General features: G+C 52.6%; 13 protein-coding genes. All 13 read left to right on the top strand.

Annotation, left to right across the window (positions count from 1 at the left end; genetic code table 11):
- The first annotated feature begins 345 nt into the window (after positions 1-345).
- The 13 genes from mraZ to ftsZ all read left to right on the top strand — a co-directional run bounded on the left by mraZ (position 346) and on the right by ftsZ (position 15936).
- Complete coding sequence (gene mraZ / locus KK062_RS08870; protein WP_254083924.1) at positions 346-789, top strand: division/cell wall cluster transcriptional repressor MraZ; 444 nt, start codon at positions 346-348, stop codon at positions 787-789.
- 2 nt (positions 790-791) lie between these two features.
- Entirely contained in the window at positions 792-1712 is a 921-nt protein-coding gene (gene rsmH / locus KK062_RS08865; RefSeq protein WP_254083923.1) for a 16S rRNA (cytosine(1402)-N(4))-methyltransferase RsmH, read from the top strand.
- 25 nt (positions 1713-1737) lie between these two features.
- A complete protein-coding gene (locus tag KK062_RS08860) occupies positions 1738-2139 on the top strand; it encodes an FtsL-like putative cell division protein (protein WP_254083922.1) in 402 nt (133 codons plus the stop codon).
- Positions 2129-4219, top strand: coding sequence for a PASTA domain-containing penicillin-binding protein (locus KK062_RS08855; RefSeq protein WP_254083921.1), 2091 nt, complete (start codon positions 2129-2131; stop codon positions 4217-4219). Before KK062_RS08860 ends, KK062_RS08855 begins: the two co-directional genes overlap by 11 nt.
- Before the next feature lie 100 nt (positions 4220-4319).
- Complete coding sequence (locus KK062_RS08850; RefSeq protein WP_254083920.1) at positions 4320-5783, top strand: UDP-N-acetylmuramoyl-L-alanyl-D-glutamate--2,6-diaminopimelate ligase; 1464 nt, start codon at positions 4320-4322, stop codon at positions 5781-5783.
- A gap of 16 nt (positions 5784-5799) precedes the next feature.
- A complete protein-coding gene (gene mraY / locus KK062_RS08845; RefSeq protein WP_254083919.1) occupies positions 5800-7041 on the top strand; it encodes a phospho-N-acetylmuramoyl-pentapeptide-transferase in 1242 nt (413 codons plus the stop codon).
- Between the two features lie 39 nt (positions 7042-7080).
- Complete coding sequence (gene murD, locus KK062_RS08840; RefSeq protein ID WP_254083918.1) at positions 7081-8433, top strand: UDP-N-acetylmuramoyl-L-alanine--D-glutamate ligase; 1353 nt, start codon at positions 7081-7083, stop codon at positions 8431-8433.
- 2 nt (positions 8434-8435) lie between these two features.
- On the top strand, positions 8436-9626 hold the full coding sequence (locus KK062_RS08835; RefSeq protein WP_254084068.1) for an FtsW/RodA/SpoVE family cell cycle protein: 1191 nt from the start codon (positions 8436-8438) through the stop codon (positions 9624-9626).
- A gap of 2 nt (positions 9627-9628) precedes the next feature.
- Entirely contained in the window at positions 9629-10741 is a 1113-nt protein-coding gene (gene murG, locus KK062_RS08830; protein ID WP_254083917.1) for an undecaprenyldiphospho-muramoylpentapeptide beta-N-acetylglucosaminyltransferase, read from the top strand.
- Positions 10738-12132: a UDP-N-acetylmuramate--L-alanine ligase gene (gene murC / locus KK062_RS08825; protein ID WP_254083916.1), complete on the top strand. Its 1395-nt coding sequence runs from the start codon at positions 10738-10740 to the stop codon at positions 12130-12132. Before murG ends, murC begins: the two co-directional genes overlap by 4 nt.
- Entirely contained in the window at positions 12122-12886 is a 765-nt protein-coding gene (locus KK062_RS08820) for a cell division protein FtsQ/DivIB (protein WP_254083915.1), read from the top strand. The genes murC and KK062_RS08820 overlap by 11 nt, the downstream gene beginning before the upstream one ends.
- A 42-nt stretch (positions 12887-12928) precedes the next feature.
- On the top strand, positions 12929-14236 hold the full coding sequence (gene ftsA, locus KK062_RS08815) for a cell division protein FtsA (protein WP_254083914.1): 1308 nt from the start codon (positions 12929-12931) through the stop codon (positions 14234-14236).
- A gap of 95 nt (positions 14237-14331) precedes the next feature.
- Positions 14332-15936 carry a cell division protein FtsZ gene (gene ftsZ, locus KK062_RS08810; protein ID WP_254083913.1) on the top strand — a complete coding sequence of 535 codons (1605 nt, stop codon included), beginning with the start codon at positions 14332-14334 and terminating at the stop codon, positions 15934-15936.
- The last annotated feature ends 38 nt before the right edge of the window (positions 15937-15974 follow it).

Here is a 15974-nt window from a genome sequence, read left to right as displayed (position 1 = left end):
GTTTTAGGTTTTAGGTTTGGTAGAGTCCCTTCGGGAAAGGGGCAGAGGTTAGGTTAAGGGCCGTCTCACAGAAAGTGGGGCGGCCTTTTTTTTATGGCCGTGCCTACCCTTTTTCAACCACTTTGCTCCACCATGGTGTTTTTGTCCTTCAGAAACCCGCCGATTTGCTCAAAAACGCAGGGTTGGACGTATTCTCCTGGTGTCGTTTAGCCATCAAAAGCGACATTTGAAGTGCCTTTTTGGACATTTTTTCGCTTATAATGTAAGAATGTGGGGGAAAGTGGTTGGAAGTGGAGCAAAAATACTTATGTTTGCTTAGGAGAAAAAGACAACCACTACACGTCTATGACTTTCTTCACCAGTGAATATGAGAGCAAACTTGACGCGAAGGGCAGACTTGTCCTGCCAGCGCGGATCAAAGCGCAGTTGCCTGAGACTGACGGCAATGTGCTTATGATCCGTAAGTCGCTCGATCCATGCCTCATAATCTACCCGATGGTGGAGTTCAACAAGGTCTTCTCGAAGATTTCGGGGTTAAATGAGTTTAACAAAGAGGCTGTACCGCTGCAGCGCAGTTTTTTCGCGGGGATTACGGAAGTAGAAATGGACAACAACGGTCGTATCCTGATCCCCAAGAAATACCTGGCGCACGCTCAGATCGAAAAGGACATCATCCTGGTCGGTATGGGAAACAAAGTAGAGGTATGGAACCCTGCCCTGTACGAGAAGCACCTGATTCAAGATCCAGGTGAATTGTCGACTCTGGCGCAGAAGTACCTGGGCGAGTAGCTATGACAGAAGGTTATCACAACCCTGTCATGCTCCGCGAGTGTATCGAAGCGCTGCGTATTCAGCCAGAAGGCACCTACGTCGATGTGACGTTTGGTGGCGGTGGGCACAGTAAGGCAATATTGGAAAAGCTCCAGGGTGGCCGGCTGATTGCCTTCGATCAGGATGACGACGCAAAGCGTGAAGCCGCTAGCATCACGGATCGTTCTTTCACATTTTGTCAGGCAAACTTCATGTACTTAAAAAAGTACCTGAAGATCAACGGTATTACCAAAGTTGACGGCATCCTCGCCGATCTCGGCATTTCTTCACACCAGATCGACTCGCCGGAACGTGGCTTCTCTACTCGCTTTGACGGCCCCCTCGATATGCGCATGGATCAGAACCTGGCGCTTACCGCCGCGGGCGTGTTGAACGACTATACAGAGCAAGACCTGCACAAACTCTTCGGCATGTATGGCGAGCTTAAAAACGCCAGAACCGCCGCGAAGATTGTGACCCAACAACGCGCCAATCGCCCCTTTGTCCGTACGGAAGACTTAAAGGCAGCGCTGCAAAGCATTGCCCCGCGCGGCAAGGAGAATAAATATTTCGCCCAGGTGTTTCAAGCACTACGCATCGAAGTGAACACAGAGATGAAAGCGCTTGAAAATTTTTTGCGCCAATGTGGCGAAGTCATGAATACCGAAGGCCGGCTGGTGGTGATGTCATATCACTCGCTGGAAGACAGAATGGTGAAGAACTATATCAACAAAGGGAAAGTGTTTGGCGATGTGGAGAAAGACTTCTACGGCCACGAGCTGAAACCTTTTGAGGCGGTAAACCGCAAGCCGATCGAAGCATCGGAAGAAGAGACGGAGCAAAACCGGCGGGCACGCAGCGCAAAACTGCGGGTTGCCGAAAGACTGGTAGACAGGAAGTAATATTAATAGCGTAGGCAGGAGCACGATGAGCGAGAACAAATTTAAGATTCGTCCCAGCAGCAACAGCAAAAGCCGTGAGGCGACCGCCGGTAACGGTGGTGGCCTGTTTGCTGTATTGGAGCGCCGCATCAGACTGGAAAGCTACTTCGAAGAAGGGTTTCCGGTGCAGTATCTGCCGAAGATTCTGTTCGTATTGACGCTCGGCATCCTGTATATCAGTAACACACACTATGCAGAAAAGACCGTGCGGGGCATAAATGCCATACAGGCAGAAGTAGAAGACCTGCGCGCCGACTATACCACATTGAAAGCCGACCTGATGTTTTCCAGCAAACAGTCGGAAGTAGCCCGTAAAGTGAACGACTACGGATTACAAGAAAGCTTGACACCGCCCTATAAGATAGTAGTACAAAAAGGTGAATATTAAGAAGTCCATATTATTAAGAGTACGGATCGCATTTCTGTTTGTCGTCCTGTTCGCCATTGCCGTGGTGATCAAGACCGGACATATTCAGTTTGTGGAGGGCGAGAAGTGGGCGAAGATGGGCGCAAAGATTTCGTTCGATTACAAAAAAGTAAAAGCCACCCGCGGGAACATATACTCTGACAACGGCAGCCTGTTGGCTACGTCGTTGCCTTTTTATAAGGTAGCATTTGATGCCACCGTGCCAAAAGAAGAGATCTTTAAAAAAGGAGTAGACTCGCTGGCACTGCAACTGTCGAGATTCTTTAAAGACAAGTCTACCGAAGAATATCGCCGCATTTTGAAAGATGCACGCGCGGGCCACAAGCGATATATAATCCTGAACCGCCGTCAAATCGACTACCAGGAAAAGAAGATCATGCGAAGCTGGCCAATCTTCCGCGAAGGACGTCAGGCGGGTGGGGCGATCTTTGAAAAGATCGATGTGCGTTACCGCCCGTTCTCGAACCTGAGCCGTCGTACGATTGGATTTGTAAACGAGAATGAAACCGGTGCCGGACTGGAATATAGCTTCAATAAACAGTTGGGTGGTACGGATGGTTACGCCTACTATCAGAAACTGGCGGGTGGTGTATGGATGCCGGTACAAGATGCCAACAACGTGAAAGCCGTGAATGGTCTGGACCTGCGAACGACGCTTGATATTAACCTGCAAGATGTGGCCGAGACCGCACTGCTCAAAGCCATGAAGGCGCACAATGCCGACGACGGACTGGTAGCCGTAATGGAAGTAAGCACGGGCGAGATCAAAGCCGTGTCCAATCTGAGCAGCAATGGTCAGGGGAGCTTCTATGAGAAATTCAACTTCGCGGCGGGTGGCTTGTTCGAACCCGGTTCGACTTTCAAGCTGGTAACGATGATGGCCCTGCTGGAAGATACGAATATAGAGTTGAGCGATACGATCGACGTCGGCAACGGTGAATATACCGTCTACAACCGCACCGTACGCGATCACGAAGAAGGCGGCCTGGGTCGTGTTTCGATCCAGGAAGCGTTCGAGCACTCTTCGAACGTAGCAATGGCAAAGCTTGTCGACAAACACTTCGGCCTGAAGCCGCAAAAGTTTGTAGACTACATAGACCAGCTGAAACTGTCAAAACCGCTGGGAGTGCAATTGGTAGGGGAGCCGATCCCGAAGATCAAACGCCCGGGACAAAAAGGATGGAGCGGTATCAGCTTACCCTGGATGGCCTACGGTTACGGCTTTGAGATCACGCCGCTGCATACGCTCGCATTGTACAATGCGGTAGCAAACGGGGGCAAAATGATCAAGCCCGTGTTTGTACGCTCGGTGAGCCGCGCGGACGAAGAGGAGGAGAAGTTTGACACAGAAGTGTTGAACAGTCAGATCTGCTCAGGCAAAACACTCGATAAGCTGCAGCTGTTGTTAGAGGGTGTTGTTGAAAAGGGCACAGCCAAGAACATCAAAGGTACACATTACCGGATCGCGGGTAAAACCGGTACATCGCAGATTCTGGAGAATGGCCGCTACACACGGAAGTATATCACATCGTTTGTAGGTTACTTCCCGGCACACAGCCCGAAATACAGTGCCATTGTACTGATCAAAAATCCGCGGGGATGGTACCAGTACGGCAGCAGTGTGGCCGCGCCGGTGTTTAAGGAAATCGCCGACAATATCTATGCACGCGACATCAATCTGCACCAGCCGATGGATGTACGGAAGTTTGCCAAGACCGATGTGCTGCCGGTAATCCGTGCGGGCAATCAGCAGGAGCTGACCATGCTCTGCAATGAGCTGGGTATCTCAAACCACTCTCAAACAGAAGAAGAGTGGGTGCGATCGTCTCGCACCGGCGACGGCGTGGATTGGAAGAAGGCTGCGGCGGGCCGCGACCTGGTGCCCGATGTCATGGGCATGACGTTTCGCGATGCAATCTTTCTCCTGGAGAAGTCGGGCCTAAATGTGTTTTACGAGGGCAAAGGACGTGTTCAGCAACAGTCGATCACGGGTGGAGCACGCGTAAAAAGAGGTGATAGAATTTATATACGCTTGGGGTGATATATTCCCAATGTGGAATTGTGGATAGAATTTGTGGATAACTTAAGAAGTATACTTCAAGAGAGACCGTAGAAAATAGAAATTATACCGGATTATAAACGTGGCAGAGCTCAAAGACATCGTATACAAAGTTTCACTGACTTCCAGCTATGGCAACATGCATGTGGAAGTCTCGAACCTTTGCTTTGACTCGCGCAAAGTAACACCCGGTACGCTGTTCGTAGCCGTGCGCGGCACGCAGTCCGATGGACACGCATACATCGAGAAGGCTGTTGCGCAAGGTGCCGTGGCCGTTGTCTGCGAGAAGCTGCCCGAGATGATCACCGAAACTGTTACGTATGTAACCGTAAAGAGCAGCGCCCATGCACTGGGAGTAATCGCGGCAAACTTCTACGACAACCCGTCCGATAAGCTGAAGTTAACCGGCGTGACCGGCACTAATGGTAAAACAACAACGGCGACGTTATTGTTCCAACTCTTTACCAAGCTGGGCTACGCAGTAGGGTTGATCTCGACGATTGAGAATCGTATTAATGACACGGTTGTTCCGTCCACGCATACCACACCGGATCCGATCCAGCTCAACGAGCTGCTGAAGCGGATGATGGAGGCGGGTTGCTCGCATGTATTTATGGAAGTGAGCTCGCACGCGGTAGACCAGGAGCGTATTGCCGGCATAAAATTCGCTGGCGCGATTTTTACCAACATCACGCACGATCACCTGGACTATCACAAAACGTTCGAGAACTATATCAAAGCCAAGAAGAAATTTTTTGACGATCTGAACAGCGACGCGTTTGCGCTCGTGAACGCCGACGACAAGCGCGGTATGGTCATGCTGCAAAACACACGCGCCGCCAAGCATACGTTTGGCTTGAAGAAGATGGTCGATTTCAAAGGCAAGATCATTACCAATTCCATCGAGGGTCTCGAGTTGGAAGTCGGCGGCAAGAATGTATGGTTTAAAATAGTCGGAGATTTTAATGCTTACAACCTGCTGGGCGTCTACGGCGCCGCGATGCTGTTGGGCGAAGATTCCGAAGAAGTGCTGACACAGCTCTCGTCGCTGACAGGTGCTCCCGGTCGGTTTGAGCTGGTGATGCCCGGTGCGAAGGTGACGGCCATTGTAGACTACGCCCATACACCCGATGCTTTGAAAAATGTATTGGAAACCATCGCCCAATTCCGCACGGGAAATGAACAAGTCATTACCGTCGTAGGCTGTGGTGGAAACCGCGACAAGACAAAGCGGCCGTTGATGGCCTCGATTGCTTGCCGCTTTAGCGACAAGGTTGTGCTGACGTCGGATAATCCGCGGGACGAAGACCCGATGGAGATCATCCGCGAGATGCAGACCGGTGTAACGCCTACGGAAACACGCAAGACCCTGGTGATGGCCGACCGCGAGGAGGCAATCAAAACGGCTTGCATGATGGCCAAAGACCACGACATTATACTCGTGGCCGGCAAAGGACACGAAGACTACCAGGAGATCAAAGGGGTGAAGTACCCGTTTGACGACCGCGAGGTAGTGGCCCGTATGATAAAACTGATGACACACTAGCGATACTGATTGAGGAATGCTGTACTATCTCTTTAATTATCTGAATGAGCTGAACTTCCCGGGAGCGGGGGTGTTCCAGTATATTTCATTCCGCGCGGGCATGGCTGCATTCCTGTCATTGCTCATCACCATTACATTCGGCAAGAACCTTATCAATTTCCTCCGCCGCAAACAAGTAGGCGAAAGCATTCGCGACCTCGGTCTGGAAGGACAGTTGCAGAAGAAGGGTACACCCACCATGGGCGGCCTCATCATCATTGCGGCCATCCTGATTCCCACGCTGCTGTTCGCGAAGCTGGACAACGTGTACGTGGTGCTGCTCATCATTGCAACATGCTGGCTGGGATTGATCGGTTTCCTGGATGACTATATTAAAGTATTCCGCAAGAACAAGGAGGGGCTGGCAGGCCGCTTTAAAATCGTTGGTCAGATAGGCCTGGGGTTGATTGTCGGGCTGACGCTGTACTTTAATGACTTTGTCGTGGTACGGGAAGTGGACAATGCAGCCTCGCTCACCACGTCCGAAGTACAGGACTTCCAGCAGGAGACAGGGCCGACCACCAACAAGGTGCACTATAAAGACAAGAAGACTACGATTACTACCGTGCCGTTCGTAAAAAACAACGAGCTGGACTATGGCAAGATTCTGCCAGAGGGGCTACGGGAGTATACCTGGGTGCTGTATGTGCTGGTGGTGATCCTGATCATTACCGCGGTGTCGAACGGTGCGAACATTACGGATGGTATCGATGGATTGGCCGCGGGTACGTCCGGAATTATCGGTTTGGCGCTGGCGATCTTAGCCTATCTGTCGGGACGTATAGACTTTAGTAACTATCTCAATATCATGTACATTCCCAACCTGGCAGAGGTGGTAATCTTCTGTACGGCCTTTGTGGGAGCATGTTTGGGCTTTTTGTGGTACAACGCTTATCCCGCACAGGTGTTCATGGGCGACACGGGTAGCCTTACGTTGGGCGGTGTCATTGCCGTGCTGGCGCTCGCGGTACGAAAAGAGCTGTTGATACCCGTGTTGTGCGGCATATTCCTGGTCGAAAACCTATCGGTGATCATTCAGGTGTCGTACTTCAAGTATACCAAGAAAAAATACGGTGAAGGGCGCCGCATCTTTTTGATGTCGCCGCTGCACCACCACTACCAGAAGAAGAACATCCACGAGGCAAAGATCGTGACGCGCTTCTGGATCTGTGGCATCTTGTTGGCCATCCTGACGCTGGCCACCCTGAAGCTACGCTAACAATAATTGAAAAGAACGCTTTAGTATAAAGAGCAAAAAATGATTGAACGGATTGCCATCGTAGGTGCAGGAGAAAGCGGAACGGGTGCTGCCATACTCGCGAAAGCGAAGGGGTACGACGTATTCGTATCGGACCAAGGGCAAATCAAAGATAAATACAAGGCCGAGCTGACCGCCGCCGGTATTCCGTTCGAAGAAGGCACGCACACCGAAGATCAAATCCTGCTGGCCAGCCTGGTGATCAAAAGCCCCGGTATTCCCGACAAGGCTGAGATCGTTAAAAAGATTAAAGGAGCTGGGATCTCGATCATCGATGAGATCGAGTTCGCGTGCCGGTACATCGATGGTAAGATCATCGGCATTACCGGTACCAACGGGAAAACCACGACAACGCTACTGACATACCACCTGCTTAAAAGCGCAGGACACAAAGTAGCCCTGGCGGGAAACGTGGGCTTTAGCCTGGCACGCCAGGTCACGACCGAAAAGTTCGAGTGGTATGTACTGGAGATGAGCAGCTACCAATTGGATGGCACGTGCGACTTTTCACCCGCCATCGGTGTATTGTTGAACATCACACCGGACCACCTGGACCGATACGAGTATACTATGCAGAAGTACGTAGACTCGAAGTTCCAGCTGATTCAGAATATGAAGACCCCGAACCACTTCATCTACTATACAGACGACGTGGTCATCTCGACTGAATTGAAGAAACGCGAGATCGCACCCAAGCAGGTGGCAGTGTCGTTGCAACGCGATAAAGCAGCGCCGGCATATTACGATGGTTCGGTGATGCGCTTCGACCTGGGTGAGCACTTTAGCATTGCACAGGAAGACACTACGCTGAAAGGTCCGCACAACCTGATCAACACCATGGCAGCCGTATCGGCGGCCTACCTGGCCGGTGTATCGGTAGCAGCTATCCGTGCGGGACTGAAGACCTTTAAGAATGCGCCGCACCGCCTGGAGCCGGTGGCGACAATCAAAGGGGTTGATTTTGTAAACGACTCGAAGGCCACTAATGTGGACTCCGTAGTATATGCACTCGGCAGCTATGACAAGCCGCTGGTGTGGATCGCCGGGGGTGTCGATAAAGGCAATGACTATGGCCAGATCGAAGACGCCGTGCGGCAGAAGGTCCGTGCCCTGATTTGTCTGGGCAAGGACAATGAGAAGCTGAAGAAAGCTTTTGGCGACGTAGTGCCCGTGGTACGGGAGACACAGAGCGTGCCGGAGCTTGTGAAGATGGCCCTGCAGGAGGCAAAACCCGGCGACGTGGTATTGTTGTCTCCCGCCTGTGCAAGCTTTGATCTCTTCCGGAACTACGAAGACCGGGGCGATCAGTTTAGGAAGGCAGTATTGGATTTGAAAAAAGAAGTAGAAGGGTAATGATGATCAAGGTTAAAGAGTGGGCGGACAAATACCTCGAGGGTGACAAAGTCATCTGGGCGGTCGTATTTGCATTGTCGGCTATCAGCATCCTGGTGGTCTATAGCTCCATCGGTACGCTGGCCTACAAACATTCGACCATGCCCGAGCGTATCTTATTAACGCATACCATGCACGTATTCATCGGCCTGGCGGCGATGTGGTTTGCCCACCGTGTGGACTACCGGTATTACTCCAAGCTTTCCAAGTTTGCGTTGTGGATCAGCATTCCACTGTTGATCTATACGTTCACCAACGGGGTGTCGCTGAACGATGCTGCGCGCTGGATCTATATTCCGATCGTGGGCTCTTTCCAGCCTTCGGACTTTGCGTCGCTGGCACTGATCGTAAATCTGGCCAGTATGCTCTCGAAGCGTCAGCAAAACATCGATGATATTAAAGAGTCGCTGATCCCGATCCTGTTCTGGTGCGGCGTGATCTGCGGGTTGATTGCCCTGACAAACTTGTCGACAGCGGTATTGCTGCTGGTGACCTGTATGTTGATCATGTTTATCGGCCGGGTGCCGACCAAGTACCTCGCCATGCTGGTATTTGTCGGGTTGCTGTTCGGCGCGTTGGCGCTCAAATTTGGTTCGCGCGGAGAAACTGCCAAGAGCCGGATCACGAGCTTTATCGAAGGGACACACCTTCCGTTCCAGGCGGTGCAAGGACACATTGCTGTGGCCACAGGGGGCATACTGGGCAAAGGGCCGGGTAACAGCGACCAGCGTAACATTCTGCCGCACCCGTACTCTGACTTTATCTATGCCATCGTCATTGAAGAATATGGCATGGTAGGCGGGATCGTGGTGTTGGCCCTATACCTGCTTTTGTTGCACCGGGGCATGAAAGCTTCGTATGCCAGCGAGCGCGCCTTCGGTGGATTACTATCGGCCGGGCTATGCTTCGACACGGTGTGTCAGGCGATGGTAAACATGGGTGTCGTGGTAGGCCTGGGGCCGATCACGGGGCAGCCGTTGCCGCTGATCTCCATGGGGGGTACATCGATGGTCTTTACCGGTCTGGCCCTGGGCATTGTGCTCAGCGTAAGCCGCGGTGAGAAAGACGCTCACTGGGAACAAAAGGCGGACAGTGGGGAAGAACGCGAACAACAGAAACAACCGAGAAACGTACCGACAGCCAAAGCGGCGTAAGCATGACAACGAAGTCATCACCATATCGACTCATCATTAGCGGCGGCGGAACCGGTGGTCACATCTTTCCGGCGGTAGCGATTGCGAATGCATTTCGCGAACGGCATCCCGACGCAGATATCCTGTTCGTCGGTGCGGAGGGCAAGATGGAGATGACCCGCGTGCCGGAGGCTGGCTATAAAATAGTAGGTCTGTGGATCAGTGGACTGCAGCGTCGGCTGACATTGACGAACCTCTTGTTCCCGCTGAAAGTGCTGGTGAGCCTGGTGAAGGCCCGTCGCATTATAAAGGACTTTAAACCGCATGCCGTGATCGGCACCGGCGGTTTTGCCAGCAGCCCGGTGATGCTGGCGGCAACACGCCTCGGTGTACCGTCGCTCATTCAGGAGCAAAACTCCTACGCCGGCCTGGCGAATAAGCAAGTGGCTGGCAAAGTGTCGAAGGTATGTGTAGCATACGCCGGCATGGAAAAATACTTCCCGGCAGCGAAGATCGTCTTTACCGGCAACCCGGTACGGAAGGATATCCTCACCGTGGCGACGAAACGTGAGAAGGCACTGAGCCACTTCGGTTTTGATGGACGCATTCGCACGCTGTTGATCATCGGTGGGAGCCTCGGTGCGCGCACTGTCAACGAGAGCATTCTGCACGGCATCGAAAAGTTGATCGATGCCGGGGTACAGGTAATCTGGCAGACGGGCAAAGGATATTATGAGACGTACAAAGCCCAGTTGGGCAAGTACGATCTGCGCAAGATCCGCGTGCACGACTTCGTGCGCGAGATGGATCTGGCCTATGCAGTGGCCGACGTGGTAGTCTCCCGCTCAGGCGCGCTGTCGGTATCCGAACTGTGTGTCGCGGGCAAGGCGAGCATCCTGGTGCCTTCCCCCAACGTAGCGGAAGATCACCAAACAAAAAATGCACTGGCGCTGTCGGAACAGGATGCAGCCATCCTGATTGCCGACAAAGACGCAGATGCAACACTCGTAGAGACAGCGCTGAAACTGCTCTTCGACGAACAACGGGCGGCCCGCTTGCGGGCAAACATTAGCCGGCTGGCCAAGCCGGACGCGACGGCGGACATCGTACAACAAATTGAAAAGCTGATCAAGTGAAGATAGAGCAATACGATAATATTTATTTCCTCGGCATCGGTGGCATTGGCATGAGCGCCCTGGCGCGGTGGTTTATGAAAAAAGGCCTGAAGGTATCGGGGTATGATCGTACGGCCACAGCGCTCACGGCAGCGCTGGAAGCAGAAGGCATGGCGGTTCACTACGACGACAACGTCCAGTCTATCTCCAGCGAAGTGCGGAGCCAGAAAGACAAAACGCTGGTGGTATTTACGCCGGCTATCCCGAAAGATCACCAGGAGCATGCATACCTGAAAGAGCACGGCTATACCATCCTGAAGCGCTCGGAAGTATTGGGCCTGATCACCAAAGGATACAAAACCATTGGAGTGGCCGGTACGCACGGCAAGACGACCACGTCGTCCCTGGTGTCGCATATTCTGCACGTGGCGGGCCGCAACATGGTGGGTTTCCTCGGCGGGATCACCACCAACTACAGCTCGAACCTGATCATGCAGGGAGAGGTAACGCCCGACACCACGGTGGTAGTGGAGGCCGACGAATTTGACCGTTCGTTCCTGCGGCTTTTCCCGCAGATCGCGATTATCACCTCTGCCGATGCAGACCACCTGGACATTTACGGTGACCACGATGCGTTGATCACTTCGTTCCGGGATTATATCAAACAGATCAACACAGGCGGTGCGCTGATCATCCATGAGTCTGTTGCCGAACAACTGACGGCAGGGATGGATCACGTTACCAAATATGTATACAGCATGAGCCGGGGACAATTTTTTGCCGGCAACATTAACGCAAGTAGCGGATTTTTTGAGTTCGACCTCCATGGAATTGGATCGGTTGAACATGTAAGGCTCGGTGTCCCTGGTTTTCATAACATTGAAAATGCGATTGCCGCTTCGGTGGCCGCGCATTTATGCGGTGTTCCCACCGCGACAATTGTTGAAGCGTTGGGCTCATTCAAAGGCGTAAAGCGTCGCTTTGAGTTTATCGTACGCGGTAAGAAGGTGGTATATGTAGACGACTACGCCCATCACCCCACGGAGATCGAGGCGTTTCTGCGGTCTATGAAGTCGATGTACCCCGAGCGGAAGCTGACGGTCATCTTCCAGCCGCACCTCTTCAGCCGCACGCGCGATTTCGCAGAAGGCTTTTCCGCCAGCCTGAGCCTGGCCGACGAGCTGCTGCTGATGGACATTTACCCGGCGCGGGAGCTGCCGATACCGGGAGTAGATTCTGACATGCTGATGAAAGACATCACCAGCCCGGTCAAGATCCGCTGCAGCAAAAACGATTTGATGGAGAAGCTGGCGTCACTCGACCTCGACGTAGTCGTGACAGTGGGCGCCGGTGATATAGACACTTTTATTGAGCCCATTAAAAAGCTCGTGGAGACAAAGTATGAAGGTTAAGTTTAACCTGAAGCGCGAAGTAAAGATCATTGCCGCGGTCGTCGTGGTGGCGATATTTATTGCCTTTACCGAACGCCGGCAGGGAGATATTACCGTACGCGACATCGCCGTGAAGATCGAGAACGAGCAAGAGAACCATTTCCTGGACGAGGCCGATGTCATGAAGCTCATGCAGCTGAACCTCGAGAACTTGCGGGGTACCGGCCTGAACGAGGTCAACCTGAAGGCAATCGAGCAGCGTGTAAAGAGCGAGCCGTTTGTGAAAGAAGGTGAGCTTTATAGCGACCTGAAAGGAAATATGGTCATTCGCGTGGAACTTCGCAGACCGATTGCTCGTATAGTCCGCAACGATGGGCCTGATGGCTATATCGCCGAAGACGGTACGATCATGCCGGTGTCGGAGAAGTTTACCTCCCGGGTGGTGCTGATCAGCGGCGGTTTTGTGCGGCAATTATTGAAGCAGAAGAACGTTAACGATACAGAAGAAGGCAAACAATTGATCGCACTGATCAATGCCATTCGCGAAGACGAGTTTTGGAATGCCCAGATCGCTCAGCTCGACATGGATAGCAAGGCACGTATCACGATGTACTCGCAAGTAGGCGATGAGCGCATCGAGTTCGGCCGGCCGGACAATCCGGAAGTAAAATTTAAGAAACTGCGGGTCTTTTATAAAGAGATCCTGCCGCGTATGGGATGGAATAAATACGACAGGGTAAACCTGGAGTACGAGGGGCAGATTGTCGCGGAGTAATAAAAAAAGAATAACACAACCACTATAAATAGAATTACTACCATGGAACACGAGAAAATAGTCGTCGGATTGGACATAGGCACAACCAAGATCTGTGCGATTGTCGGTCGTAAGAATGAATTCGGTAAGCTGGAAGTCCTCGGGATGGGCAAGGCTGAATCGGAGGGCGTGGTGAAAGGTATCGTATTCAATATCGACAAAACCGTGCACGCGATCGAAAAGGCGATCAAGGAAGCGGGTGATCAGGCCGGTATCGACATCGGTGTGGTAAACGTGGGCATTGCGGGTCAGCATATCCGCAGCTTTATTCAACATGGTGGTATTACACGTTCTTCCAAAGAAGATGAGATCACGATCGACGACGTGGAGCGTCTGACGCAGGATATGTATCGCATGGTAGTGCCTCCGGGCAGCCAGATCATCCACGTCATGCCGCAAGATTACATGGTAGACTACGAAGACGGCATTAAGGAGCCGGTAGGCATGTCGGGTGTGCGCCTGGAGGCGGACTTCCACATCATTACCGCGCAGACCAACGCCATCAACAATATTAACAAGTGTGTACGCCGCAAAGGATTGGAGATCGAGGACCTGATCCTGGAGCCGCTGGCATCCAGCCTCGCCGTGCTGAACGACGAAGAGAAGGAAGCGGGTGTTTGTCTGATCGACATTGGTGGTGGTACGACGGACATTGCAATCTTCTATGACAACATCATCCGTCACACGGCGGTGATCCCGTTCGGAGGTAACATCATTACCAATGACATCAAGCAAGGGTTAATGGTGTTGCCGCAGCAAGCCGAGCAGCTGAAGACCCGTTTCGGCAGGGCCATTGCCGAAGAGGCAAGCCCGAACGAGATCGTGTCGATCCCCGGCATCCGCAACCGTGCGGCGAAAGAGATTTCCGTGAAGAACCTGTCGAACATCATCCAGGCGCGCATGGAAGAAATCATCGAGATGGCACACGCCGAAATCATCGCGTCAGGATTTGAAAATCGGTTGGCAGGTGGTATCGTCATCACCGGCGGTGGTTCGCAGCTGTCCAACCTGAAACAACTGGTAGAGTATATGACGGGTATGGATACCCGTATAGGTTACCCGAACGAGCACCTGGGCAAGACTAAGATCGAGGCCGCGAAGAGCCCGATGTATGCGACTGCGGTAGGGCTGGTATTATCGGGGTTCCGTTCGCTGGACGAGCGGGAATCGCGCTACAAAGAAGCTCGCGAGGTGGTACGAGTAGCACCCAAAGCGAAGAAGCCCGTCGCATCGAGGAATTTCTTCAACGACATCTTGAACAAAACCAAGAGCCTGTTGATCGATGACCTGGACGGTAAGAACGAATATTAAATACAGAGAACTGGCAGGAGAGTATTGGGACTTGAGATTCGGAACGATATTTTTGCCGGTCACAAAAAAAGCAACAACCACTAAAAGTAATACACATGTTCGAAACAGGATCCTACAAATTTGATGTTCCGAAGACGAGCCCCACGCGGTCGATCATCAAAGTGATCGGCGTGGGCGGCGGCGGAAGCAATGCTGTGAACCACATGTACAAACAAGGCATCAAAGATGTTGAGTTTGTCGTCTGCAATACCGACGCCCAGGCGCTGAACCTGAGCCCGATACCGAACAAGTTGCAGATCGGTCTCAACCTAACGGAAGGGCTGGGCTGCGGCGCGAATCCCGAAGTAGGGAAGAACGCTGCCCTCGAAAGCAAGGAGCAGATTCGCGAGATGCTGACCGGCACCAAAATGGTTTTTGTCACCGCCGGTATGGGCGGTGGTACGGGAACCGGTGCGGCGCCCGTCATTGCCAAGATCGCCAAGGATATGGACATCCTGACGGTCGGCATCATTACCTCGCCGTTCTCATTCGAAGGAAAGAAAAAAATGGCACAGGCCGAGCTGGGCATCGATGCCTTGCGTCAAAGCTGCGATACAGTACTGGTCATACTGAACGACAAGCTGCGCGAGATCTATGGCAACCTTTCGATCAACCAGGCCTTTGCCCAAGCCGATAACGTATTGACTACTGGTGCCAAAGGCATCGCCGAGATCATCACCCTGGCCGGCTACGTAAACGTAGACTTCCAGGACGTACGCACGGTCATGCTAAACGCAGGGGCGGCCGTGATGGGCTCCAGCGAAACGCGCGGTGAAGACCGCGCCAAAAAGGCTGCCGAAGGTGCCCTGTCGTCACCCCTGCTGGACAACCGCGACATCATGGGTGCGAAGAAAATCTTGCTGTCCATCATCTCGGGTGTAGAAGCCGAGTTGCAGATGGATGAGCTTACCGAGATCACCGAATATATCCAGGAGCAGGCCGGCGAAGAAGCCGAAATGATCTTCGGTCACGGTGTAGACTCCGACCTGGGCGACCGCATTCGTGTAACGGTAATCGCTACCGGTTTTAACCATGAGTCAACGAAGTTTACTACTTCCCCGCCCAGGAAGGCAGAAGATACCAAGAAGGTGCACGACCTGGACCGTAGCAGCGAGCGCCAACAAGGCTGGTTGTTCAACGGCAACAGCACGCAGACGCACAGCGACAATTCGGTAAACGAGCGCAACTTCGACGTGAAAGCCAAGCCGGAAGTAAAGCCTGAACGTCCGGAAGAGAACCGTTCGTCGGAGCGTGAATTTACCTTCTCCGGCCCGTTCAATAACAACAAGCAACAAGAACCCGTCGTGCGTCATGACGACGAGGGTGATGAAGGCTTGTTTCGCGACGACGAGTTTGACGACGTGTCCGTAAAGTATGGTGACCAGATCATCAACGACGACGGCATGATGGAGTTGCGCAACACCAAACAGCGTTTGCAGCAACAAGCACGCGAGCGCCAGGACAAGCTCAAGCAAGCGCGCAAGAACGAAATGACCAAAGAGGAGTTCAACGAAAAGTGGGCGTTGCCCGCGTACCTGCGTCGCGGTGTAAAGATGACGGACGTGCCGCACTCTTCGGAGCCGTTCATTTCAAAGTATAACCTGAATGATGACAACAGCATTCTGGGCAACAATAAGTTTTTACATGACAATGTAGATTAACAAGGCTACAGGCGATTGCCTGTAGGTAAAGATATGGC

Source organism: Dawidia cretensis (assembly GCF_018598175.1).
GTDB classification, from domain to species: domain Bacteria; phylum Bacteroidota; class Bacteroidia; order Cytophagales; family Cyclobacteriaceae; genus Ohtaekwangia; species Ohtaekwangia cretensis.
This window is presented reverse-complemented; position numbering and strand designations above follow the sequence as displayed.

What these genes read in the sequence shown, in the direction of transcription:
- mraZ (WP_254083924.1), top strand. Translation starts at nt 346, where the DNA reads ATGACTTTCTTCACCAGTGAATATGAGAGCAAACTTGACGCGAAGGGC.
- rsmH (WP_254083923.1), top strand. Translation starts at nt 792, where the DNA reads ATGACAGAAGGTTATCACAACCCTGTCATGCTCCGCGAGTGTATCGAA.
- KK062_RS08860 (WP_254083922.1), top strand. Translation starts at nt 1,738, where the DNA reads ATGAGCGAGAACAAATTTAAGATTCGTCCCAGCAGCAACAGCAAAAGC.
- mraY (WP_254083919.1), top strand. Translation starts at nt 5,800, where the DNA reads ATGCTGTACTATCTCTTTAATTATCTGAATGAGCTGAACTTCCCGGGA.
- murD (WP_254083918.1), top strand. Translation starts at nt 7,081, where the DNA reads ATGATTGAACGGATTGCCATCGTAGGTGCAGGAGAAAGCGGAACGGGT.
- KK062_RS08835 (WP_254084068.1), top strand. Translation starts at nt 8,436, where the DNA reads ATGATCAAGGTTAAAGAGTGGGCGGACAAATACCTCGAGGGTGACAAA.
- murG (WP_254083917.1), top strand. Translation starts at nt 9,629, where the DNA reads ATGACAACGAAGTCATCACCATATCGACTCATCATTAGCGGCGGCGGA.
- KK062_RS08820 (WP_254083915.1), top strand. Translation starts at nt 12,122, where the DNA reads ATGAAGGTTAAGTTTAACCTGAAGCGCGAAGTAAAGATCATTGCCGCG.
- ftsA (WP_254083914.1), top strand. Translation starts at nt 12,929, where the DNA reads ATGGAACACGAGAAAATAGTCGTCGGATTGGACATAGGCACAACCAAG.
- ftsZ (WP_254083913.1), top strand. Translation starts at nt 14,332, where the DNA reads ATGTTCGAAACAGGATCCTACAAATTTGATGTTCCGAAGACGAGCCCC.